The following is a 24270-nucleotide window of genomic DNA, read 5'->3' as shown; positions in this document are numbered from 1 at the left end:
CCAGGCTCGAAACCCACGCGACGGTGCGCGTCACGGCCTCCCGGAACGAGGCGGCAAGGCTTTCGAAGAAGCTGGGCGGGGACTCCTCGGAGTCTTCCGGCGCCGTGACCGGATCCTCTGACGGGTCGGCCGGGGTGTCCGTCGGATCCTGCGGTGCTGGGCCGTCCGGGACCTCGTCAACGCCGTCGTTATCGCTCGGGTCCGCACTGGTGGGATCGGCTGGACCAGGCGGGGGTGGATCGCTCGATCCGTCCGTCGGATCGGGGCCAGGCAATGGCTCTTCCGCCACCGGGCCGGTCGGGTTGTCGTCACTTCCGGGTGGGGGAGAGCCGGGATAGTTGGACGCGTCGGTGGGGTCGGTGCCGGTCCCGTTCTCGTCGCTGTCGGTGTAGCCGTCGCCGTCGGTATCCGTGTAGTCGGGAGCGCCCGGATAGCTGCCGGAGTCGTTGGGGTCGGTTCCGGCGAGGGTTTCGTCGGTGTCGCTGTAGCCGTCGCCGTCGTTGTCGGGTGGGGTGGATCCGGGGTAGTTGGTGTTGTCGTAGGGGTTGGTGCCGGCGGTGTTTTCCTCGGCGTCGGTGTAGCCGTCGTTGTCGGAGTCGGTGTAGTTGGCTCCGCCTGAGCCGGGGTAGTTCCAGGAGTTGTTGGGGTCGGTGCCGGCGAGGTATTCCTGGTCGTCGGTGTAGCCGTCGCCGTCGGTGTCGTTGGCGGTGGCGCCGGAACCGGGGTAGTTGCCGGAGTTCCAGGGGTCGGTGCCGGCGGCGTTCTCGTCGTCGTCGCTGTAGCCGTCACCATCGGAGTCGGTGGGGGGTGTGCCGGGGTGGCTGTTGGCGTCGTTGGGGTCGGTTCCGGCGGTGTCGCGCCGTCGCCGTCGTTGTCGGGTGGGGTGGATCCGGGGTAGTTGGTGTTGTCGTAGGGGTTGGTGCCGGCGGTGTTTTCCTCGGCGTCGGTGTAGCCGTCGTTGTCGGAGTCGGTGTAGTTGGGTCCGCCTGAGCCGGGGTAGTTCCAGGAGTTGTTGGGGTCGGTGCCGGCGAGGTATTCCTGGTCGTCGGTGTAGCCGTCGCCGTCGGAGTCGTTGGCGCCGGAACCGGGGTAGTGGGAGGGGTTGTAGGGGTCGGTGCCGTTGGCGTTTTCGTCGCCGTCGCTGTAGCCGTCACCATCGGAGTCGGTGGGGGGTGTGCCGGGGTGGCTGTTGGCGTCGTTGGGGTCGGTTCCGGCGAGGGTTTCGTCGGTGTCGCTGTAGCCGTCGCCGTCGTTGTCGGGTGGGGTGGATCCGGGGTAGTTGGTGTTGTCGTAGGGGTTGGTGCCGGCGGTGTTTTCCTCGGCGTCGGTGTAGCCGTCGTTGTCGGAGTCGGTGTAGTTGGGTCCGCCTGAGCCGGGGTAGTTCCAGGAGTTGTTGGGGTCGGTGCCGGCGAGGTATTCCTGGTCGTCGGTGTAGCCGTCGCCGTCGGTGTCGTTGGCGGAGCCGGGGTAGTTGCCGGAGTTCCAGGGGTCGGTGCCGGCGGCGTTCTCGTCGCCGTCGCTGTAGCCGTCACCATCGGAGTCGGTGGGGGGTGTGCCGGGGTGGCTGTTGGCGTCGTTGGGGTCGGTTCCGGCGAGGTTCTCGTCGGTGTCGCTGTAGCCGTCGCCGTCGTTGTCGGGTGGGGTGGATCCGGGGTAGTTGGTGTTGTCGTAGGGGTTGGTGCCGGCGGTGTTTTCCTCGGCGTCGGTGTAGCCGTCGTTGTCGGAGTCGGTGTAGTTGGCTCCGCCTGAGCCGGGGTAGTTCCAGGAGTTGTTGGGGTCGGTGCCGGCGAGGTATTCCTGGTCGTCGGTGTAGCCGTCGCCGTCGGTGTCGTTGGCGCCGGAACCGGGGTAGTTGCCGGAGTTCCAGGGGTCGGTGCCGTTGGCGTATTCGTCGGCGTCGGTGTGGCCGTCGCCGTCGCTGTCGGTGTAGTCGAGTGCCCCTGGGTAGCTTGATGCGTCGTTTGGGCTTGTGCCGGCGGCGTTTTCGTCGGCGTCGGTGTAGCCGTCGCCGTCGGAGTCGATGTTGGCGGAGCCGGGGTAGTCGGAGGAGTCGTTGGGGTTGGTGCCGGCGATGCTCTCGTCGCCGTCGGTGTAGCCGTCGCCGTCGGAGTCGCCGTAGTACCAGTCGGCTGAGCCGGGGTAGTTGCCGGAGTTCCAGGGGTCGGTGCCGGCGGCGTTCTCGTCGTCGTCGCTGAACCCGTCACCATCGGAGTCCCCCGCGCCCGAATCTGGGAAGTTCGACGGGTCACCGGGATCGCTGCCCGCCGCGGCCTCATCGCTGTCGGGGTACCCGTCGCCGTCGGTGTCCTGATCCGGAGTCTCGACGCCGGAATCGTCGGGCGGGTCGTCACCCGGCGCGTCGCCGTCTTCGTTGAGCTCGTCGTCGAGGTCGTCGGTGTTGGTTTCCTCGGGCTCCGGATCCTCCTCATCCTGAGGCGGAGCGGAGTCGATGGGGTCGCTGTCCTGCCCGTCCGTTCCGTCGTCGTCGGGAGACTCGGTGGTGTAGCTCATCAGCGCCACATGCGGAGCCGCCGGCTCCACCGTCATCGTCGCCCAGGTGAGGCCCAGCCCCACAAGGCCGGCCGCAGCCCACGCAGTGCTCACAGCGAGGGATGCGGCCGATCTCCACGGATGCGATTCATCGTCGGGTCCGATCACGCACTTCTGAAATGGCATTTCTTGCCCCCGACCGCGTGCAGGCCCAATCGTGCAATTACCTGCGGAATTTATCGCACCGCGAACGCGCAGTCCAGCATTCTCACGAATTAGAGAGTCGCTCTGAATGTGCGCAAAAGTAGTGTGCGCGAACGGAAATTGAACCTGGCAGTTGGCTGTGAGCGAGGTGCTCTGATGCCTTTCACAAGGCAACAATTCCTACTGTGTTCTGGCACCGTCTTCTCACGCCGTGGGTCGCCAAAAACCCTGAAAACCCTGCCCGGCATTGACCGTCCGGATCGGCGACAATTTGACCGGATCGCCGGCTTCTACCATCAGTCCGTCGCCCACGACCATCGCTACGTGTCCGTCCCACACCGCGAGGTCTCCGGGCAACACCGCGTTCCCGGCCACCGAGGCGCCGACATCCTGTTCCTGCGCGAGCCGTGGAAGGCCCAGTCCCGCTTCCTGATACGCCCATTGCGTCAGACCGCTGCAGTCCAACCCGACCCCCGGTGTCGTCCCGCCCCACTGGTACGGGACGCCCAGCTGGGTCAGTGCGTGCCGGACGGCGTCGGCGGCGACCGGATTGGGCGCGGTCACCACGGTGCCGTCCGGGAGTCGCACGGCGACACCCTCGCCGAACTCCGCCGCATCCGCGACCTCCGTGCCGTCCGGACGGGTGAACGCAGCCATCTCGCCGACGGCGCCGGTATCCCCGAAGCCACCCAAGCCGGCGGGCATCCCGGCACCGCCGAGGCCGGCGCCCGGCGCCGCCCCACCCGGCCCATAGCCCGCCGCAGACGCCGGCACCGAGGACGCCGGCACCGTCGTCGCCGGCGCCGCCCCCGCCGTGGTGGCGTCGACGACCCGAGCCTGCCTGTCCAACTCACCCTGCAGTTCCTCGACGACCCTGATCGCGTCGTTCAAGGCGTTCCTGGCCGTGGTCAGCAGTTCGCGAGCGACCCCCGGGGAATCCAGGTGCGGCTCCAATGCGGTTGCCTTCGCCTCGAACTCGTCGACGATCGCCTGCAGCCGCTGATGTGCCCTCGCCACCGCGGCGGCGGCGTCCTCGGCGGCCACCCCGAGCGTGCTCGCCCGCTGCGCGGCGTCGTCGATCGCCCGCGAGGTGCTCGCGGCGAAGTCCGCGGCCGCGTCGGCGCCCGCGCCCGCCCAGCCCGCCTCCACCGTCCGCCACGCCTGCCCCGACGAGCCCACGATGTCGTCCAGCATCTGGCGCACCCCGCGCAGCGCCGATACCGGATCGGCGGACGGGTCGCCCGCGAACCCGGGCCCGACCAATGTCTGCAGCCTGCGGATCGGTGCGGCCAGCGCCTCGACCGTCGCCCCCGGCATCAGCGCCCACCGGGGAGTCGCGCCGCCACGGAGACGTCGGCCGCGTCGTAGTCCCGAGCCGAGGATGCCGCCGCAGCGGTGCCCGCCACGAGCACGCCGCGCAACCGGGCGAGGGCCGAAGCCTCCGCCGCCGTCGCGCGGGCCAGCGATGCCAGGAACGACGCCCCCACCGGACCGAACGTCTGCACCGAGCCGCTGCCGGCTGCACGCAGCCGCACGGAGACCGCGTCGAGAGCGGATGCGTGCAGCTCGCAGGCATCGCCGTAGCCATGGACCAGATCGGTGTCGACCGACAGGCGCGCGTACATATCGTTATGACGTCGCGAACCGCGCGACGGTTCCCACTAAGGTCGACAGCCATGGATGTGCGCGTTGTGGATCACCCGCTGGCCGCGGCACGGTTGACGACCCTGCGTGACGAGCGCACCGAGAACTCCGGGTTCCGCGCCGCGCTGCGGGACCTGACGATGATGCTGGTCTACGAGGCCACCCGCGAGCTCGCGATCGACACCATCCCCGTGCGCACCCCGCTGTGCGAGACCGCCGGGACCAAGCTTTCCACCCCGCCGCTGCTGGTCCCCGTGCTGCGGGCCGGTCTGGGCATGGTCGACCAGGCACATGCGCTGATTCCGGAAGCCCGGGTCGGCTTCGTGGGGGTGGCCCGTAACGAGGAGACCCACCAGCCGACGCCGTACCTGGAGTCGCTGCCCGACGATCTGAGTCGTCAACCGGTCATCGTGCTCGACCCGATGCTGGCCACCGGCGGCTCGATGGCGCACACGCTGGAGCTGCTCTATGCGCGCGACGCGGTCGATGTCACGGCGATCTGCGTGGTGGTCGCCCCGGAGGGGCTCAGGACGCTGGAGAAGGTCGCCCCCGAACTGCGGCTGTACACCGCGGCGATCGACTCCGGCCTCAACGACATCGCTTATATCGTCCCCGGCCTCGGCGACGCCGGCGATCGCCAGTTCGGCCCGCGCTGACCTCAGGCCCAGTCGCGCACCGCGGCGGCCACCGCGTCCTGGACTCGGGCGGCGCGGTCGCGGGCCGGCGCCAGATCACCGGAGCAGCGGATCTCGATGTAGCACTTCAGTTTCGGCTCGGTCCCCGACGGCCGGATCACCACCCGCACCGTGGTGGTGTCGTCGTCACCGGAGAACACCAACGCATCCGTGCGCGGCGCCAGATCCTCGACGGTCACCGCGAACCCGGCGACCTCCCGCGGCGGGGTCTTGCGCAACCGCTCCATCAACTGCGCGGCCTCGCGCGGTGAACCGACCCTCCGGGTGACGGCGGTGGTGCTGTGCACACCGTGCCGGCGTGCCAGTTCGTCGAGGGCATCGAGCACCGTCACACCGCGGTGGCCAAGCGCCACAACCAGATCCGCGGCCAGTACCGCCGCGCTGATGCCGTCCTTGTCCCGAACCGCGTCAGGATCCACGCAGTGCCCGATCGCTTCCTCGTACGCGTACACCAGTGTCGCGTCGAGGCCGTCGTCGGCGCGGGCCAGCCACTTGAAGCCGGTCAGGGTTTCGACGTGCCGGGCCCCGTGCGCGGCGGCGATCGCGGCCAACATGCGCGAGGACACCACGGTGCTCGCGACCACAGCGTCACTGCAGTCCCGCCCCGACAGCAGATAATCGCCGAGCAGCCAGCCTGTTTCGTCGCCGGACAACATCCGCCAGCCATCCGGGGTCGGCACCCCGATGGCGCAGCGGTCGGCGTCGGGATCCAGCGCGATCGCGAGGTCGGCGCCGACCTCGGCGGCCAGCGCCGTCAACCGATCCGATGCGCCGGGCTCCTCCGGGTTCGGGAACGCGACGGTCGGGAAGTCGGGGTCCGGGGCGAACTGCGATTCGACGACATGCACGTCGTCGAACCCGGCCAGCGCCAAGGCGTCCAGGGCGAACTCGCCGCCCACTCCGTGCATCGGGGTCAACGCGATCCGGGCCGCTCCGGCGCCTCGGCGCACCGTCGCGGCGCGTTCGACATAGGCGCGCAACACCTCGGCTCCCGACGGTTCGACGGGCACGCGCGCAATCTCGTCGGCCGGCGGCGCCGAGGCGATCACCCGCTCGATGTCACGGTCGGTGGGTGAGGCGATCTGCAGACCGCCCGCAAAGTACACCTTGTAGCCGTTGTCCTGCGGCGGATTGTGCGACGCCGTGATCTGCACCCCGGCCGCGGCACCCGTGTTACGCACCGCGAACGCCACTGCGGGCGTCGGCACCGCACAGGGCATCAGCATCACCGAAAAGCCCTGCGCGGCAAAGACTTCAGCGGCAGCACGGCTGAACTCCGCCGAGCGGTGTCGCGCGTCGTAGCCGACCACCACCGGTGATCCGGCCAGTGACCGGTCGGCGAGCACCCGGGCCACCGCCCACGTCGCCCGCATCACCACCGCCAGGTTCATTCCGTTCGGTCCTGCCCGCAGTGGCCCGCGCAGGCCGGCGGTGCCGAACGTCAACGGCTGCGCGAACCGGTCGGCGAGCTCGTCGTCGTCGCATCCGGCCAGTTCGGCGGCCGACGCCGGATCCGGATCGTGGGACAGCCACTCCTGCACTGCGGTTGACCACGGCGACCTCATCCCGTCATTGTGCCCGGCCAGGGTGCGCGCGGCGGTGACCGAGTGCACGGTTGTTGTCCGAAATCCGCCGGAAACCGATCACAATGCGTGCACTCAGCGCGGCGGCACTCAGCGCGGCGGTGGCGCCCACCGTTACCGCGGTTCGGATTCGGCGAGCTTACGCAGGATCGGCGCCACCAGCATCAGCAGGTCGCACTCCAACTCGGACAGGTTGTCGCGCATGGTCTGGTGCAGCCAGGTGTCGCGCTCGGCCCGGTCGGCGGCCAGCAGCGCCGCCCCGTCATCGGTGGTCTCGACGAGCTGTCTGCGCCGGTCCGCCTCGTCGGGGCGGCGCGCGATCAGGTCTCGGCTCTCCAGTTCGTTGAGTGAATCGGTCAGCGACTGCACGCGCACATGCATGCGCGTCGCGAGCTCGGCCGGGGTCGTCACCCCGGCGCGGTTGATCTCTCCGAGCAGTTGCATCTGGCTCAGCGTGAGCCCGTTGTCGGGGCGGTGCCGCCGCAGCTGCCGCGCCACCGCCATCAGCGACTCCCGCAGCTCAGTGGCCGCGCCTGGAGTCGGCTCACCCTCCATTACCAAGTCCAAACTTGGTATTGACTGTGCCTCATGGAACATTTCTCCTCGTTGAGATCTTGAATTGCCAAGAGCATACTTGGCATCAAGATGAATTGGCGGCTGATACTGAACTGGACGACCCTGCTCGCGGCGACGGTCGCGGTCACCGTCCCGCTGACGCTGATCGGCGTGCCGTCGGCGGCGCTGTTCGCCGCACTCGTGGTGGGCATCGCGTGGGCGCTGATCGCCGCCGGGCCGCGCGGGGTCCCGCGCAAGCTCGGGGTGACCGCGCAGGGAGTGCTCGGCGTCTACATCGGCACCATGGTGCAGCAGGACGCGGTGGCCACCCTCCGAGGTGACTGGGGCATCGTCCTCGCGGTCGCCGTCGCGACCCTGGGTCTCAGCATCGTGGCCGGTGCGCTGCTCGGTCTGCGCCGGGACGTGACCCCGCTGACCGGGTCGCTGGCGCTCGTCGCCGGGGGCGCCTCCGGGCTGGTCGCGATCGCCCGGGAACTTGGCGGCGACGACCGCGTGGTGGCCGTCGTGCAGTACCTGCGGGTGGGGCTGGTGACGGCTTCGATGCCTGTGGTGGTGACGCTGATCTACCACGCCGACCGGTCCCAGGCGGCACCGCAGGTGGCCGAAAATCATTCGTTGCCATGGTATTTGAGCATCCCGTTGATGATGGCCCTGATCGTGGTGGGCTCGATCGGTGGAAGGCTGATCCGGCTGCCCGGTGCGGGACTGCTGGGTCCGCTCGCGCTGACCGTGGTGCTGGAGCTCAGCGGGCTGTCGTTCGGGCTGTCGGTGCCGCTGCTGCTGGTGCAGGCCGGTTACATGCTGATCGGGTGGCAGGCCGGGCTGGCGTTCACCCGCGAATCGCTGCGCAGTGTCGGGCGTCTGCTGCCCGCCGCGGTCGCGCTGATCGTCGTGATCGGGGTCGCGACGGCGGGGCTGGGCATCCTGCTGTCCCGGGTCACCGGGCTGACGCTGCTGGAGGGTTATCTGGCCACCAGCCCCGGCGGGGTTTACGCGGTACTGGCCACCGCCGCCGAAACCGGGTCCAACGTCACCTTCATCATCGCCGCGCAGGTGGTGCGGATCCTGCTGATGCTCTTCGCCGCACCGCTGCTGGCCCGCGCCGTGGTGTGGGCCGGCCGCCGGTTCGGTCGGCGAGATCAGAGCCCGGCGATCACCGCGGACAGCAGCGAACCCATCCGCGTCGCGGATTGACGGCCGGCCTCCAGGACTTCCTCGTGGTTCAACGGTTGCCCCGTCATGCCGGCGGCAAGGTTGGTTACCAGCGACACCCCGAGCACCTGCGCGCCGCATGCGCGGGCGGCGATGGTCTCGTGCACCGTCGACATCCCGACCAGGTCGGCGCCCAGCGTCCGCAGCATCCGGATCTCGGCGGGCGTCTCGTAGTGCGGGCCCGGCAACCCGGCGTAGACGCCTTCGGGCAGCGACGGGTCGATGCTGCGGGCCAGGTCACGCAGCCGCGGCGAGTACGCATCGACCAAGTCCACGAACTGGGCTCCCACCAGCGGCGATCGTCCGGTCAGGTTGAGGTGGTCGCTGATCAGCACCGGCTGGCCGACGGTGAACTCCGGACGCAATCCGCCCGCGGCGTTGGTCAGCACCACCGTGTGCACACCGGCCGCGCACGCCGTGCGCACCGGATGCACGACGTGGCGCAGATCGTGGCCCTCATAGGCATGAATTCGCCCCAGCAGCACCAGAACCCGATGCGCACCGACCCGCACCGACAGCACCTGCCCGCCGTGGCCCTGCGCGCTGGGCGGGGTGAACCCCGGAAGCTCGGCCATCGGGACCGACGCCGTCGGCTCGCCGAGCCGCGTAGCGGCCGGCGCCCAGCCGGAGCCGAGGACCACGGCGACGTCGTGGGAGTCGACGCCGGTGCGCCGGGCCAGCGTGTCCGCGGCCTGTCGGGCGTGCGCTGCCGGATCGTCCACAGGCGGCAGCTTAGTGCGGGTTTTGCACAGTGGGATACTTGCCTGCATGCCCAGCCCCGCCGCGTCGCGATCCGTCGAGGACGCGGTGACCCGTCGGCGCGGTGATCTGCTCGAGCTGTCCCATTCCATCCACGCCGAACCCGAATTGGCGTTCGACGAACACCGCAGCCGCGCCAAGACCCAGGCCCTGGTCGCCGAGCGCGGATTCGAGATCGCCGAGGTCGCAGGCCTGGACACCGCGTTCCGCGCCGTGTTCGGCAGCGGCGAGCTGGTCATCGGGGTGTGCGCCGAATACGACGCGCTGCCCGGGATCGGGCACGCGTGCGGCCACAACATCATCGCCGCGTCCGCGGTCGGCACCGCGCTCGCGCTGGCCGAGGTCGCCGATTCGCTGGGGCTGACCGTCGTGCTGCTCGGGACGCCGGCCGAGGAACTCGGCGGCGGCAAGGCCCTGATGCTCGACGCGGGCGCGTTCGACGACATCGCCGCGGCGGTGATGCTGCACCCCGGGCCGATCGACATCGCGGCGGCCCGGTCGCTGGCGCTGTCGGAGGCGACGATCACCTACACCGGCCGCGAATCGCACGCCGCGGTCGCACCGCACCTCGGGGTCAACGCCGCCGACGCCGTCACCGTGACCCAGGTCGCGATCGGGCTGCTGCGTCAGCAACTCGCACCCGGGCAGATGGTGCACGGCATCGTCACCGACGGGGGACAGGCCTCCAACGTGATCCCGGCGCACGCCGAACTGCGCTACACGATGCGTGCGACGAACTCGGAGTCGTTGCGGGAGTTGGAAACCCGGATGGCCGGCTGCTTCGCCGCCGGTGCGGTCGGTACCGGCTGCGAGCACGTCGTCACCGAGACCGCCCCCGCCTACGCCGAACTGACGCCGGACCCGTGGCTGTCCGAGACGGTCCGCGCCGAGATGGTGCGGCTGGGCCGCACGCCGGTGCCGCCCGAGCTGGAGGCGTCCTTCCCGCTGGGGAGCACCGACATGGGCAACGTGACGCAGGTGATGCCGGGCATCCACCCGGTCGTCGGTATCGACGCGGGCGGCGCGTCGATCCATCAGCCACAGTTCACGGCCGCGGCGGTCAACGCCAGCGCGGACACCGCGGTGATCGAAGGAGCGACGATGCTGGCGCGCACGGTGGTGGCGCTGGCGGAGTCGGATGTCGAAAGGGGCAGGGTGCTGGAGCTGTGGCAGAGGCGGGCGTCATGAGCGTGTTGAAGCACGCCGCCGCCCGCTGGCTGAGCGACCACTACGACGACCTCGTCGGGTGGCGCCGACACATCCACCGGCACCCGGAGCTGGGACGGCAGGAGTTCACGACGACGCAGTTCGTCGCGTCGGTGCTGGCCGACGCCGGCCTGAACCCGAAGGTGCTGCCCGGCGGGACGGGCCTGACGTGCGATTTCGGGCCCGACGACGCCCCGCGGGTGGCGTTGCGCGCCGACATGGACGCACTGCCGATGGCCGAGCGCACCGGTCTGCCGTTCTCGTCGGAGGTGGCCGGCGTCGCGCACGCGTGCGGACACGACGCGCACACCTCGGTGCTGCTCGGCGCGGCGATGGCGCTGGCGTCGGCCCCCGAACTGCCCGTCGGGGTACGGCTGCTGTTCCAGGCCGCCGAGGAGTTGATGCCCGGCGGTGCGCTCGACGCGATCGCGGCCGGCGCGCTCAACGGGGTGTCGCGGATCTTCGCGCTGCACTGCGACCCGCACCTGGCGGTCGGGCAGGTCGCCACCAAACCGGGACCGATCACGTCGGCGGCCGACCACATCGAGGTCACGTTGCATTCGCCCGGTGGGCACACCTCGCGCCCGCACCTGACCGGCGATCTCGTCTACGGGATGGGCACGCTGATCACCGGGGTACCGGGGATCCTGTCGCGGCGCATCGACCCCCGCAACAGCACGGTGATGGTGTGGGGCTCGGTGCATGCCGGCATCGCGGCCAACGCGATCCCGCAGACCGGGACCATGTCCGGCACCATCCGCACGGCCAGCCGCGAGACCTGGTTGACCTTGGAAGACATCGTCACCGACGCCGTGTCCTCGCTGCTCGCGCCGCTGGGCGTGGAGCACGTGCTGCAGTACCGCCGCGGCGTGCCGCCGGTGGTCAACGAGGAGGTCTCCACCCGCATCCTGACCCACGCGATCGAGGCGATCGGGCCGGGCGTGCTCGCCGACACCCATCAGTCCGGCGGCGGCGAGGACTTCTCCTGGTATCTCGAAGAGGTCCCGGGCGCCATGGCCCGGCTCGGGGTGTGGAGCGGGCAGGGCCCGCAGCTCGACCTGCACCAGCCGACGTTCGATCTCGACGAGCGCGCGCTCGGCGTCGGGGTGCGGCTGATGGTGAACCTGGTCGAGCAGAGCGCGGCCGTTCAGTAGGGGACGTTCGCTTGCCCCGCGAGCGCGCGCGTCTGCGCACCGACGCGCCGCGTAATCTGGCAGCGGCCGCGCGTTCGTCGGCCGATGAGGTGTGCCTCACGTCACGTCGGCGTCCAATCGCGGGGCGCACCACACGAGGTTCGCAAGGGTTGGCCACACACCCACCGGTGGGATAGGTTAGCTCTACTAATCGCATTCTTCGGGTCGCAATACGGCCGTGCCGTAACGATTTCGTGTGAGCGCTGTGGAGGAGTCGTAGGTGGACGGGCGTCGATGAGCCGCTTGCGCGAAGAGAATGAGTCCCGATGAGCCGCTTGCGCGAAGAGCATGAGTCCCGATGAGCCGCTTGCGCGAAGACGGACCCGCGAAGCCGCATTTTTATGGCATCGCCAAATTAATTCGGCGGGCGTCGGTTCCGATCATCCTGATCTGGGTGGCCATCGCCGCATTCCTGAATGTCTCGGTGCCGCAGCTCGAAGAGGTCGGCAAGCTGCGCTCGGTCTCGATGAGCCCGGACGAAGCGCCCGCCGTCATCTCGATGGAGCACATCGGCAAGGTCTTCGAGGAATACGAGTCCAACAGCTCGGTGATGATCGTCCTCGAAGGACAGGACACGCTCGGCGACGACGCGCGCGCCTACTACGCGGATCTGATCGAAAGTCTCGAAGCCGACACCAGGCACGTCGAACACGTCCAGGACCTCTGGAGCGATCCGCTGACCGCAGCCGGCGCCCAGAGCGCGGACGGCAAGGCCACCTACTTCCAGGTCTACCTCGCGGGTAACCAGGGTGAGGCGCTGGCCAACGAGTCGGTGCGCGCCGTACAGGACCTGGTCAACGCGAGCCAACCGCCAGACGGCGTCGCGGCGTACGTCACCGGGGCCTCGGCACTGGCGGCCGAGCAGGAGGACGCCGGGCACTCCAGCATGCGGTTCGTCGAGGCGCTGACGTTCCTGGTCATCACGATCATGCTGGTGCTGTTCTTCCGGTCGATCGTCACGACGCTGCTGATCCTGGTGATGGTCGGGCTGAGCCTGATGACCGTGCGCGGCGCGGTCGCGTTCCTCGGCTTCCACGACATCATCGGGCTGTCCACCTTCGCGACCAGCCTGCTGGTCACCCTCGCGATCGCGATCGCGGTGGACTACGCGATCTTCCTGGTCGGCCGCTATCAGGAGGCCAGAGGCAGCGGCGCGACCACCGAAGAGGCCTACTACACGATGTTCGGCGGCACCGCGCACGTCATCGTCGGGTCGGGCCTGACCATCGCCGGGGCGACGTTCTGTCTGAGCTTCACCCGGCTGCCGTACTTCCAGAGCCTCGGGGTGCCGCTGGCGCTGGGCATGCTGGTGCTCATCGCGGTGGCGATGACGTTCGGTCCGGGCCTGGTCACCGTCGCGAGCAAGTTCGGTCTGCTGGACCCCAAACGGGCCATGCGCGTGCGGGGTTGGCGCAAGATCGGCGCGGTCACGGTGCGCTGGCCCGGCGCCATCCTGGTGGCCAGCGTCGCCGTGTCACTGATCGGGCTCCTGGCCTTGCCCGGCTACCAGACCAGCTACAACGACCGGAACTACCTGCCCGACGACATCCAGTCCAACGTCGGCTACGCCGCAGCCGAACGGCATTTCTCACCCGCGCGGCTCAACCCCGAGGTGTTGATGGTCGAGAGCGACCACGACCTGCGCAACTCGGCCGACTTCATCGTGATCGAGAAGATCGCCAAGGCGCTGTTCGCGGTCGAGGGCATCGGTCGGGTGCAGACGATCACCCGTCCCGACGGTAAGCCGATCAAGAGCACGTCGATCCCGTACATCATGAGCCGGCAGAGCACCACGTCACAGCTCAACGAGAAGTACATGCTCGACCGCATGGACGATATGAAGGCCCAGGCCGAGGAACTGCAGACCACCATCAACGTGATGGAGCGGATGCACAGCCTGATGGGTCAGATGTCGGAGATCACCAACAGCATGGTCGCCAAGACGAAGATCATGGCGGCCGACATCACCGAGTTGCGCGACCACATCGCCGATCTCGAGGACTTCATCCGCCCGATCCGCAACTACTTCCACTGGGAACCGCACTGCTACAACATCCCGGTGTGCTGGTCGATGCGCTCGCTGTTCGAACTGATCGACGGCACGAACCTGCTCACCGAGAACACCCAGGAGCTGGTTCCGGACCTGGAGCGGATGGCCGCGATCATGCCGGAGCTGGTCAAGCTGATGCCGTCGCAGATCGAGACCATGAAGTCGCAGCGCGACATGATGCTGACGCAGATGCAGACCAACAAGGGTCAGCTCGACGCCGCCGCCGAGATGCAGGTCGACTCCGGGGCGATGGGCGATGCCTTCAACGACGCGTGGAACGCCGACACGTTCTATCTGCCCCCGGAGGCGTTCAACAACGCCGACTTCCAAAGCGGCATCGAGCAGTTCATCTCACCCAACGGCAAGGCGGTGCGATTCATCATCGCCCACGAGGGCGACCCGCTGTCACCGGCGGGTGTGGACAAGATCGACAAGCTCAAGACCGCGGCCAAGGAGGCGATCAAGGGCACCCCGCTGGAGGGGTCGACGATCTATCTCGGCGGCACCGCCGCCACGTTCAAGGACATGGCCGACGGCACCCGCTATGACCTGCTGATCGCCGGAATCGCCGCCATCGGACTGATTTTCATCATCATGCTGATCCTGACGCGCGCGATCATCGCCGCGGCGGTGATCGTCGGCACCGTGGTGCTGTCCCTGGGCGCGTCGTTCGGGCTGTCGGTGCTGGTGTGGCAGCACCTCGTCGGCATCGAGCTGCACTGGATGGTGTTGCCGATGGCGGTGATCATCCTGTTGGCGGTCGGGGCGGACTACAACCTGCTGGTGGTGTCGCGCCTGAAGGAAGAGGTGCACGCCGGCGTGCACACCGGCCTGATCCGCACCATGGGCGGCAGCGGTTCGGTGGTGACGGCGGCGGGCATGGTGTTCGCGCTGACGATGATGACGATGGCGGTCAGCGACCTGACGATCATCGGTCAGGTCGGCACCACCATCGGCATGGGCCTGATCTTCGACACGCTGGTGATCCGGTCGTTCATGACGCCGTCGATCGCGGCGCTGCTGGGCCGCTGGTTCTGGTGGCCGCAGCGGATCCGCACCCGACCGGTCCCGTCGCCGTGGCCGACTCCGGCCGCACCGGCTGCGGTCGCACCGCGAGCGCGCGGGTCTGAACAGTGACACGCCGCCCCGGCTGGCGCTGAGCGCGCGCTCGTCCTGAGCGCGTCATCCCCAAACCCGAACCCATCCCCAGTTCGCCGATGAGGGCTGTCGCGGCCGACCGTTGACGTCCCAGCATCGGCGTCATGAACGACGAACTCCTGGCACTCATCGACGCACAGCACGGCGTCGCGACCAGCGGCCAGATCCTCGCCCACCTGCCGCGCCGCCGCTTCGAGAAGTTCGTCAACACCGGTGTGCTGGAACGGATCTGGCAGGGCATCTACTGCCTCGGTGAGCCCGACGACGGCCTGCGGCTGCACGGGCTGGACCTCGCGACCGGCACGCGGGTCGCGGTGTGTCTCGGGACCGCTGCCGCGGTGCACGGCTTCGATACCGAGCAGCCGCGGGACCTGCACGTGCTCAACCCGCCCGGATGCGGACTGCGGGATGCCGACGGCCTCGTGGTGCACCGCCGCGAAGGCGCGCCGTTGGTGGTCGTCGACGGGCGACGGGTCACCTCGCCGGCGTGGACGGCGGTCGAGGTGGCCCGCAGCCTGCGTCGCCCCCGCGCGCTGGCCACGCTCGACGCAGCCCTGCGCAGCGGCACCTGCACCCGCGCCGACCTGTGGCGCGCGGCACTGGAACAGAAGGGGCGCCGCGGCATCGTCGCGGTGCGCAACCTGCTGCCGGTCGCCGACGGGCGCGCCGAGTCACCCGGCGAGAGCGTCGCGCGGTTGGCCATGCTCGACGGCGGCCTGCCGGCGCCGCAGCTGCAGTACGAGATCGTCGACGGTAACGGGGACCTGCGGCGCGTCGACTTCGCCTGGCCGGAAGCAGGTGTGGTCGCGGAGTACGACGGGTTCGACTGGCACTCCGACCCGGACGCGTTGCGCCGCGACCGGCAGCGTCAGCTGGCGCTGATGGCCGTCGGGCTGACGGTGATTCCGATCGTCGCCGACGACCTCAGGGACGGCGGCCGCGCGATCGTGGCGCGGATCGGCGAGCAGTTGACGCGCGCTCGGGCGGCGTGAGGGTGCGTGCCGTGCCGGTAGCGGCGGCGCGTCGGCGGGCAGACCCGCGCGCTCGGCGGGACGACGCTACGTCGAGGAGCCCGGGCCTACGTTGCCGGCCGGACGGGTACGCAGATTGTGCACGTATTCCGGTGGCGCACCGGCGATCTCGGCGGCATCGGCCATCACCCCGAGGTAGCGCGCCGACGGGATTCCGCCCTCCCATGCGTCGAGCACATACAGCCACGCCAGCACCGGCTCGGTGTCGGTGTCCGACGACGTGCGCTCCACCCGGCACCGGATCTTCTTGTGGAAGCCGAGCTCGGAGCCCTCCCAGCGGTCGAGGTTCTCCTCGTCCTCCTTGGTGACGTCGTAGAGCACGACGAACACCTTCGAGGTCGGGTCCTCGACGATGGTGGCCAGCGCACCCTCCCAGGTGATGTCCGCGCCGCCGAACGTCAGCCGCCAGCCGTGCAACCAGCCCGTCCCGGCCATCGGGGAATGCGGAGCGCGCTGCAGCATCTGCTCCGGATGCATATTCGATCCGTAGGCGGCGTAGATCGGCACGCGAGAAGCTTAAACGCATCGTGTTGAGACGGCTGCCAACCGCCGTCGCGCCGGTGCCCTAGGTTGGAGTCGTGGTAACGCGCATCGTGATCATCGGGGGAGGACCGGCGGGCTACGAAGCGGCACTGGTAGCTGCCGCACGGGGACGCGACGTCGCACAGGTCACCGTCGTCGACGACGAGGGGCTGGGCGGGGCGTGCGTGCTCTACGACTGCGTGCCGTCGAAGACGCTGATCGCCTCCACCGGGGTGCGCACCGAGCTGCGCCGCGCCGGCGGCATGGGCTTCGACATCGACATCGAGGACGCGAAGATCTCGCTGCCGCAGATCAACAACCGCGCCAAGACGCTGGCCGCATCGCAGTCGGCCGATATCGGCAGCCAGCTGCTCCACCAGGGTGTCACCATCATCGGCGGCCGCGGCGAACTCGTCGACGACATCGCCGGTATGGCCAGCCACCGCGTCAAGGTGACCACCCACGACGGCAAGGTCGGCGTACTCAAGGCCGACGTGGTCTTGATCGCAACCGGCGCGAGCCCGCGGGTGCTGCCCAATGCGGTGCCCGACGGCGAACGCATCCTGACCTGGCGGCAGCTCTACGAACTCGAGGAACTGCCGACACACCTGATCATCGTCGGATCGGGGGTGACGGGTGCGGAGTTCTGCAACGCCTACACCGAACTCGGCGTCACCGTCACCGTCGTCGCGAGCCGCGACCAGATCTTGCCGCACGAGGACTCCGACGCCGCCGCGGTGCTCGAGGAGGTCTTCAACGAACGCGGCGTCACGCTGGTCAAGAACGCGCGTGCCGAGTCGGTCACCCGCACCGGCGACGGCGTCACCGTCAAGATCGCCGACGGGCGCGTCGTCGAGGGCAGCCACGCGCTGATGACGGTCGGCTCGGTGCCCAACACCGCGGGCCTCGGGCTGGAGCGGGTCGGCATCGAACTCAACCCGGGCGGCTACATCCCCGTCGACCGCGTGTCGCGCACCCCCGCCGCAGGCATCTACGCCGCCGGGGACTGCACCGGTCTGCTGCCGCTGGCCTCGGTCGCGGCGATGCAGGGCCGCATCGCGATGTACCACGCGCTCGGCGAAGGCGTGTCGCCGATCCGGCTGCGCACCGTCGCGTCGGCGACGTTCACCCGGCCCGAGATCGCCGCGGTCGGGATCCCGCAGACCGCCATCGACGACGGCAGCGTCCCGGCGCGGACCCTGATGCTGCCGCTGAACACCAACGCCCGCGCGAAGATGTCGCTGCTACGGCACGGTTTCGTGAAGATTTTCTGCCGTCCCGCCACCGGCGTCGTGATCGGCGGGGTGGTGGTCGCGCCGATCGCATCCGAGCTGATCCTGCCGATCGCGCTGGCGGTGCAGAACCGCATCTCGGTGACCGACCTGGCGCAGACGCTGTCGGTGTATCCGTCGCTGTCGGGCTCGATCGTGGAGGCCGCGCGACGCCTGATGGCGCACGACGACCTGGATTGATCCGGGCTCCCGCGGGTATGAGGCTCGCGGCTCGCTCCTCGCCGCTTGATCGTCGTCCGGCTGGGGGCGATGGCCGGACTTCTCAACGCGGCTCGCTCCTCGCCGCTTGATCGTCGTCCGGCTGGGGGCGATGGCCGGACTTCTCAACGCGGCTCGTTCCTCGCCGCTTGATCGTCGTCCGGCTAACCTGGGACGGGACCACCCGTACTGACAAGTAACCAAGGAGTCGGCCACGTGAGCGACCCGATCTTCGCGCCGGGCAACGGGCAGACGTTCCTGGGCCCCGACGAGCGTGTCCGCGCGTGGCAGCAACTCGGCAGCGAGCAATTCGATGTGATCGTCATCGGCGGCGGCATCGTCGGCGCGGGCGCCGCCCTGGACGCCGCCACCCGCGGCCTGAAGGTGGCGCTGGTGGAGGCCCGTGATTTCGCCTCGGGCACCTCCAGCCGCAGCAGCAAGATGTTCCACGGCGGGCTGCGCTACCTCGAACAGCTGGAGTTCGGTCTGGTGCGCGAGGCCCTGCACGAGCGCGAGCTGTCCCTGACGACGCTGGCGCCGCACCTGGTCAAACCGCTGCCGTTCCTGTTCCCGCTGACCAACCGGTGGTGGGAGCGGCCCTACATCGCCGCGGGCATCTTCCTCTACGACCAGCTCGGTGGCGCCAAATCTGTTCCGCCGCAGAAGCATCTGACCCGCGCCGGTGCGCTGCGGCTGTCGCCCGGCCTCAAGCGCAGCTCGCTGATCGGCGGAATCCGCTACTACGACACCGTCGTCGACGACGCCCGCCACACCATGACCGTCGCCCGCACCGCCGCGCACTACGGCGCCGTTGTGCGCACCTCCTCCCAGGTCGTCGCCCTGCTGCGCGAAGGCGACCGGGTCACCGGCGTGCAGGTGCGCGACTCCGAGGACGGCCAGGTCACCGAGGTGCACGGCCACGTCGTCGTCAACGCCACCGGGGTGTGGACCGACGAGATCCAGGCACTGTCCAAGGAACGCGGCCGTTTTCGGGTGCGCGCGTCCAAGGGCGTGCACATCGTGGTGCCCCGAGACCGCATCGTCAGCGAGGTCGCGATCATCCTGCGTACCGAGAAGTCGGTGCTGTTCGTCATCCCGTGGGGCACCCACTGGATCATCGGCACCACCGACACCGACTGGAACCTCGATCTCGCCCACCCGGCCGCGACGAAAGCCGACATCGACTACATCCTCGGCCACGTCAACAAAGTGCTGGCCACACCACTGACTCACGACGACATCGACGGGGTCTATGCCGGACTGCGTCCGCTGCTGGCGGGCGAAAGCGAGGAGACGTCGAAACTGTCGCGCGAGCACGCTGTCGCGGTGCCGTCTCCGGGCCTGGTGGCCATCGCCGGCGGCAAGTACACCACCTACCGGGTGATGGCCGAGGACGCCATCGACGCCGCCGCCGAATTCATCCCGACGCGGGTGGCCCCGTCGATCACCGAGAAGGTCCCGCTGATGGGCGCCGACGGATACTTCGCGCTGATCAACCAAACCGGCAGTGTCGGAGCGCATTACGGATTGCACCCGTACCGGGTGCGGCACCTGCTCGACCGTTACGGCTCGCTGATCGGTGAGGTGCTCAAGCTCGCCGAGAACGACCCCGAGTTGCTGAACCCGATCACCGAGGCCCCGGTCTACCTGAAGGTCGAAGCCGCCTACGCCGCGGCGGCCGAAGGCGCCCTGCACCTGGAGGACATCCTGGCGCGGCGCATGCGGATCTCCATCGAATACCCGCACCGCGGGGTCGACTGCGCCCGCGAGGTCGCCGAAGTCGTTGCGCCCATTCTGGGTTGGAGTGCCGACGACATCGACCGCGAGGTGTCGACCTATCTGGCCCGGGTGGAGGCGGAGGTGCTGTCGCAGACCCAGCCCGACGACGAGTCCGCCGATGCGCTGCGTGCCGCCGCACCGGAGGCGCGCGCCGAGATCCTCGAGCCGGTACCGCTGACTTGAGACCGCCCCCGTTGCCCGTTCGCGACGGCCTCGGCCCCGCGCGGGTTCGGGTGCATGGCGGACTGCTCGTCGACGAGTTCGAACGCCGTTGGGGTACCGGCGCCAAAGTCGTTGCCGGGGAAGTCTTCTGCGCCGACGGATCCGTCGCCGACGCGCAGACCGTGCTGCCCGCCGGTGCTGTCGTCTACCTGTATCGCGAACTGCCCGACGAGGTTCCCGTCCCGTTCGACATCCCGGTCCTCTACCGCGACGACGACATCGTCGTGGTCGACAAGCCGCACTTCCTGGCGACGATGCCCCGCGGACGCCACGTCGCACAGACGGCGCTGGTGCGTCTGCGTCGAGAATTGGGCCTTCCCGAGTTGAGCCCGGCGCACCGGCTGGACCGGCTCACCGCCGGGGTGTTGCTGTTCACCGTGCGCCGCCAGGTGCGCGGCGCCTATCAGACGATGTTCGCCCGCGGCGAGGTCGCCAAGACCTATCTGGCGCATTCGTCGGCGCCGAGCGCCCACGAGTTCCCCCTCACGGTCCGCAGCCGCATCGTCAAGCAGCGGGGGAGTCTGCAAGCCGTCGAGGAACCGGGCGAACCGAATGCCGAGACGGTCATCGAGGACCTGGGGAACGGCCACTATCGGCTGCGGCCGCGCACCGGGCGCACCCACCAGCTGCGGCTGCACATGGCGACCCTGGGATTGCCCATCACCGGCGATCCGCTCTACCCGGACATCGTCGACGTCGCGCCGGCGGACTTCTCCACACCGCTGCGACTGCTCGCGCACACCCTGGAGTTCCCAGACCCGCTGACCGGCCGGATCCGGAAGTTCAGCACCAGGCGCAGATTGCTCTGACGCTGGTGTGCGCTCAGATCGCGATTCCCCTCGATGATCGCTCACCGCGATCTGAGCGCACAGCGGAAGCGCGTCGTGCGGCTTGACCATATCCGCTGTCTGCGCAGCTCCGGCGCCGCACAACCGCGAGGTTACTTTACCAAGCCAGAGTTCGCTGAGTTATTCACCCCTGACGTCAATCAGTGCTCTGACGTGGTATGTAGCTGGCAAGTCAAATGTATGGGAAATTTGCGCGTGACGGCTACGAACTTTGTCCGTAAAACGAAATACCCCGAAAGGCCCACATGCTGTACAGATGACTTGCCGAGCCACGGTGCGAAGTGTCTTCCAGCAAATGCCGTTGACGCCGGCAGCCGAGGTGTCCAGGATCGTTCGATGGCCGGGATTCAGGTGGCTCGCCTCTGGCGCTACCCCGTCAAGTCCATGCAGGGCGAGGAAGCAGATGAGATCGTGCTGGGACCGTCCGGGGTGATCGCCGACCGGGGCTACGGCTTCTTCGACATCGACTCGCAGCGCCTGGTCAGCGCCAAGCATCCGAAGCGCTTCGGCGCCCTGCTCGGCTGCTCGGCGCGGTACCTGCACGACCCTGCCCCGGGTGCGCCGACCCCGCCGATCGAGGTGACCTTCCCAGACGGTTCGGTCGTCTCCGATGACGACGACGAGTTGGCCCGCCGGGTCGGCGCGCTGCTCGGGCGCGAGGTCCGGCTGATCACCACGGTCGAGGACGGTCTCTGCATCGACGAGGTCGTCCCCGAGGTGGACGGCGATCCCGCGGCCGCCGAGCAGGTCCTGCAGGTCCCCATCGGTCTGGCCGCGCCCGGCTCGCTGGTCGACCTGGCCGCCCTGCACATCCTCACCACCAGCACGTTGGCGCGCCTGGTGGAGACCGACCCGCAGGCGCAGTGGGATCCCCGCCGGATGCGGCCCAACATCCTCCTCGACGCCGACGCCCTGGCCGACGAGGACGACTGGTTCGGCTGCGACCTGCACCTGGGTGCCGAGGCGGTGATCCACGTGGTGGGCCCGACGCCGCGGTGTGTGATGACGACGGTGGCCCAGCCGGGGCTGGCGCGGGACCCGCGGGTGCTCAAGGCGATCGCCGCGATCGGGCTTCGCCAGATCGGCGCCCTCGGGCAGTTCGCCTGTGCCGGTTCGTACGCCGAGGTCGTCACCCCTGGCGTGGTCCGGTGCGGGGACGCGGTCTCGGTTGAGCGCGTCGAGCCACGCGAGACCGCACTGGCTGCCACAATCGCGATGATGTCGGGGGCGACCGCTCCCGGAGACTGAAGGAGTTCGATGGACCGCGCGGCCTTTGACCGGTTGTTCGACATGACGGGCCGGACGGTGATCGTCACCGGTGGCACCCGGGGGATCGGTCTGGCGCTGGCGGAGGGCTATGTGCTCGCCGGTGCCAATGTCGTGGTGGCCAGCCGTAAGGCCGACGCGTGTGAGCAGGCGGCCCAGCATCTTCGGGAGTCGGGCGGGCAGGCCCTCGGCGTGCCGACACACCTGGGCGAGGTCGACGGCCTCGGGGCGCTCGTCGAACGCACGGTCGCCGAGTTCGGTGGCATCGACGTGCTGGTCAACAACGCCGCCAACCCGCTCGCGCAGCCGTTCGGGACGATGACCGTCGACGCGCTGACCAAGTCCTTCGAGGTGAACCTGCAGGGCCCGGTGATGCTGACCCAGGAGGCGTTGCCGCATCTGAAGGCCAGTGAGCACGCCGCGGTGCTGAACATGGTGTCGGTCGGCGCGTTCATCTTCGCGCCGATGCTGTCCATCTACGCGTCGATGAAGGCCGCGATGATGTCGTTCACCCGATCGATGGCCGCCGAGTTCGTCCACCACGGCATCCGCGTCAACGCGCTGGCCCCAGGACCGGTGGACACCGACATGATGCGCAAGAACCCGAAGGAGGCCATCGACGGCATGGTCGCCGGCACCCTGATGGGCCGGCTCGCCTCGCCCGACGAGATGGTCGGCGCCGCACTGCTGCTGACCTCGGATGCGGGTAGCTACATCACCGGTCAGGTCCTCATCGCCGACGGCGGCGGAACCCCGCGCTAGCCGTCTTCCCTTCCACGGCGAAATTGCATTCCGGCAGGCCCGCACTCGCACTTCTTCTGCCGGAATGCAGTTTCGCCGGGTCAGTTTTTGCGCAGGATCTTCGAGGCCGCCTCGCGCATCTCCCCGCTGGTCGAGGCGAGGATCTGACTGCGGTTCTCCAGGTGCAGCGCGGATTCCAGGCTGGACGCGTCGAGGTTCGCCCACAGCACCTGCTTGGTCGATTCGACCCCGAATTTTCCGTAGACGCACAGTGTTTCGGCGATGGTGGTGGCCTCGAAGAGACAGTTCTCGTTCACCCGGGACACCAGTCCGAGCCGCAGCGCCTCCTCGGCGTCGACGGCGCGCGCGGTCAGGATCAGGTCGAACGCCGGCCCCGCGCCGATGATGCGGGGCAGCGTGTAGCTGACCCCGATGTCGCAGCCGCCGAGCCCGAGCTTGATGAACTGCGTGCAGAACTTCGCCGACGGCTCCGCGACGCGGAGGTCGCATGCGGCCGCGATGCCGAGTCCGCCGCCGTAGGCGACCCCGTTGACCGCGGCGATCACGGGCTGGCGCAGCCGGTGGATCTTCGCGGTCAGGTCCGCGATGCGTTCCTGCCAGCGCATCCCGGACCGCGGAAACTCGGTGCCGCCACCGGACTCGTTCGGATTCGGGGCGCCGAGGTCCAGACCCGAGCAGAAGCCGCGGCCCGCCCCGGTGAGCACCACGACGCGGCAGTCGTTGTCGTCGGCCAGCGCGTCGAGTTCGGTGTGCAGCGCCTCGACCAGTTCGTAGTTCAGCGCGTTGAGCTTGTCGGGGCGGTTATCGTCAGGACGACGATCTCGGGCGTGGGACGGGCGACTTCGAGTACGGGCGACATGCCCGTCACGTTAACCGCTGCGCCAGCCCGCCACGCCGATGGTGATCATTCGCAGCTGCTTGACCGCGACGCGCCGGATCTCCTCGACCGCAGGCGGATCGGTGACGTCTTCGAGCTGCTCGGCGATCGCGATCATCGAGTTGACGAACACGCTGGCCAGGATGTTGAGGTCCTCGCTGCTCCAGGTGTTCAGGTTCGGGAAGCGGGCCAGGTCGATCGCCAATTCCGAGGTGATCAACCGGATTTCGGTGCGGATCGCGTAACGCAGCACGGTGACGCCGGTGGAGCGTTCCCGACCGATGAACCGCCAGTGCTCGCGGCGCTCCTGCACCCCGTCGATGAGGATGTCCACCGAGGACTCGATCACCCGGTTGGGGTCGAGACGGCCGGCACGCGCGCCGCGCAGCATGTCGCGGAGGCTGCGGAACGACTCGTCGATCAGGACGAGGCCGAGTGCCTCCATCGAATCGAAGTGGCGGTAGAACGCTGCGGGCACGATGCCGGCCTCGCGGGTGACCTCACGAAGGCTCAGCGCGCTGAACCCGCGCTCGGCGAGCAGATGCAGCGCGGCCTCGACGATCGCGCGCCGGGTGGCCTCCTTGCGCTCCTCCCGAGACAGCGTCTCCCGACCCTTCTCCCGGGACCTGGAACGGCCCGATCGTGAGCTCGGCGTACGACTGTTCACTGTGTGAAACATACCACAAGCTGCAGAGATCTCTTG

The 24270-nt window shown here is 69.0% G+C and carries 18 protein-coding genes and 3 pseudogenes; 11 read left to right on the top strand and 10 right to left on the bottom strand.

The window, feature by feature from the left end:
- From NTM_RS29115 to NTM_RS28470, 4 genes and pseudogenes are all read right to left on the bottom strand, one after another.
- A pseudogene (locus NTM_RS29115) lies at positions 1-889 on the bottom strand (hypothetical protein); the annotation flags it as partial.
- A gap of 23 nt (positions 890-912) precedes the next feature.
- Positions 913-2511, bottom strand: a pseudogene (locus NTM_RS29110) (hypothetical protein); the annotation flags it as partial.
- 387 nt (positions 2512-2898) lie between these two features.
- A complete protein-coding gene (locus NTM_RS28475; protein ID WP_163769315.1) occupies positions 2899-4011 on the bottom strand; it encodes a C40 family peptidase in 1113 nt (370 codons plus the stop codon).
- Positions 4011-4319: a type VII secretion target gene (locus tag NTM_RS28470; RefSeq protein ID WP_104863066.1), complete on the bottom strand. Its 309-nt coding sequence runs from the start codon at positions 4317-4319 to the stop codon at positions 4011-4013. Before NTM_RS28470 ends, NTM_RS28475 begins: the two co-directional genes overlap by 1 nt.
- Before the next feature lie 51 nt (positions 4320-4370).
- Between NTM_RS28470 and upp the strand changes: the two genes are divergently transcribed.
- Entirely contained in the window at positions 4371-4994 is a 624-nt protein-coding gene (gene upp, locus NTM_RS28465; RefSeq protein WP_083146795.1) for a uracil phosphoribosyltransferase, read from the top strand.
- A 2-nt stretch (positions 4995-4996) separates the two neighbouring features.
- Here the strand turns inward: upp and NTM_RS28460 are convergent, their stop codons facing one another.
- Positions 4997-6598, bottom strand: a complete 1602-nt coding sequence (locus NTM_RS28460; RefSeq protein WP_163769314.1) for a phospho-sugar mutase — start codon at positions 6596-6598, stop codon at positions 4997-4999.
- A 132-nt stretch (positions 6599-6730) separates the two neighbouring features.
- Positions 6731-7171: a MarR family winged helix-turn-helix transcriptional regulator gene (locus NTM_RS28455; protein ID WP_083146794.1), complete on the bottom strand. Its 441-nt coding sequence runs from the start codon at positions 7169-7171 to the stop codon at positions 6731-6733.
- Between the two features lie 90 nt (positions 7172-7261).
- Here NTM_RS28455 and NTM_RS28450 point away from each other — a divergent pair, with 90 nt between their 5' ends.
- Positions 7262-8386, top strand: coding sequence for an AbrB family protein (locus NTM_RS28450; protein ID WP_163769313.1), 1125 nt, complete (start codon positions 7262-7264; stop codon positions 8384-8386).
- On the opposite strand, the gene NTM_RS28445 is transcribed toward NTM_RS28450, so the two are convergent.
- Positions 8332-9126: a purine-nucleoside phosphorylase gene (locus NTM_RS28445; protein ID WP_163769312.1), complete on the bottom strand. Its 795-nt coding sequence runs from the start codon at positions 9124-9126 to the stop codon at positions 8332-8334. The genes NTM_RS28450 and NTM_RS28445 overlap by 55 nt on opposite strands.
- 46 nt (positions 9127-9172) lie before the next feature.
- Between NTM_RS28445 and NTM_RS28440 the strand changes: the two genes are divergently transcribed.
- From NTM_RS28440 to NTM_RS28425, 4 genes are all read left to right on the top strand, one after another.
- Positions 9173-10351: a M20 family metallopeptidase gene (locus NTM_RS28440; RefSeq protein ID WP_163769311.1), complete on the top strand. Its 1179-nt coding sequence runs from the start codon at positions 9173-9175 to the stop codon at positions 10349-10351.
- Entirely contained in the window at positions 10348-11523 is a 1176-nt protein-coding gene (locus NTM_RS28435) for a M20 family metallopeptidase (protein ID WP_163769310.1), read from the top strand. Before NTM_RS28440 ends, NTM_RS28435 begins: the two co-directional genes overlap by 4 nt.
- A gap of 337 nt (positions 11524-11860) precedes the next feature.
- Positions 11861-14749: an MMPL/RND family transporter gene (locus NTM_RS28430; protein WP_163769309.1), complete on the top strand. Its 2889-nt coding sequence runs from the start codon at positions 11861-11863 to the stop codon at positions 14747-14749.
- A gap of 125 nt (positions 14750-14874) precedes the next feature.
- A complete protein-coding gene (locus NTM_RS28425; RefSeq protein ID WP_163769308.1) occupies positions 14875-15762 on the top strand; it encodes a type IV toxin-antitoxin system AbiEi family antitoxin domain-containing protein in 888 nt (295 codons plus the stop codon).
- 66 nt (positions 15763-15828) lie between these two features.
- Here NTM_RS28425 and NTM_RS28420 read toward each other — a convergent pair whose 3' ends face one another.
- Positions 15829-16308, bottom strand: a complete 480-nt coding sequence (locus NTM_RS28420) for a gamma-glutamylcyclotransferase family protein (protein ID WP_163769307.1) — start codon at positions 16306-16308, stop codon at positions 15829-15831.
- 71 nt (positions 16309-16379) lie between these two features.
- Between NTM_RS28420 and NTM_RS28415 the strand changes: the two genes are divergently transcribed.
- The 5 genes from NTM_RS28415 to NTM_RS28395 all read left to right on the top strand — a co-directional run bounded on the left by NTM_RS28415 (position 16380) and on the right by NTM_RS28395 (position 22690).
- Complete coding sequence (locus NTM_RS28415; protein WP_104863070.1) at positions 16380-17795, top strand: NAD(P)H-quinone dehydrogenase; 1416 nt, start codon at positions 16380-16382, stop codon at positions 17793-17795.
- 234 nt (positions 17796-18029) lie between these two features.
- Positions 18030-19775 (top strand): glycerol-3-phosphate dehydrogenase/oxidase, encoded by a 1746-nt coding sequence (locus NTM_RS28410; protein WP_163769306.1) that lies wholly within the window; start codon positions 18030-18032, stop codon positions 19773-19775.
- A complete protein-coding gene (locus NTM_RS28405; RefSeq protein ID WP_163769305.1) occupies positions 19772-20623 on the top strand; it encodes a pseudouridine synthase in 852 nt (283 codons plus the stop codon). Before NTM_RS28410 ends, NTM_RS28405 begins: the two co-directional genes overlap by 4 nt.
- A gap of 375 nt (positions 20624-20998) precedes the next feature.
- A complete protein-coding gene (locus tag NTM_RS28400) occupies positions 20999-21910 on the top strand; it encodes an MOSC domain-containing protein (RefSeq protein ID WP_104863073.1) in 912 nt (303 codons plus the stop codon).
- A 9-nt stretch (positions 21911-21919) separates the two neighbouring features.
- The gene (locus NTM_RS28395) at positions 21920-22690 is read left to right on the top strand and encodes an SDR family NAD(P)-dependent oxidoreductase (RefSeq protein WP_163769304.1); all 771 of its coding nucleotides are present in this window, start codon (positions 21920-21922) and stop codon (positions 22688-22690) included.
- 80 nt (positions 22691-22770) lie between these two features.
- Here NTM_RS28395 and NTM_RS28390 read toward each other — a convergent pair.
- Positions 22771-23549 (bottom strand): annotated as a pseudogene (locus NTM_RS28390) (enoyl-CoA hydratase/isomerase family protein).
- A 10-nt stretch (positions 23550-23559) separates the two neighbouring features.
- Positions 23560-24234, bottom strand: a complete 675-nt coding sequence (locus NTM_RS28385) for a TetR family transcriptional regulator (RefSeq protein WP_083143188.1) — start codon at positions 24232-24234, stop codon at positions 23560-23562.
- Between the last annotated feature and the right edge of the window lie 36 nt (positions 24235-24270).

This window comes from Mycolicibacterium parafortuitum (assembly GCF_010725485.1).
Lineage (GTDB): Bacteria > Actinomycetota > Actinomycetes > Mycobacteriales > Mycobacteriaceae > Mycobacterium.
This window is presented reverse-complemented; position numbering and strand designations above follow the sequence as displayed.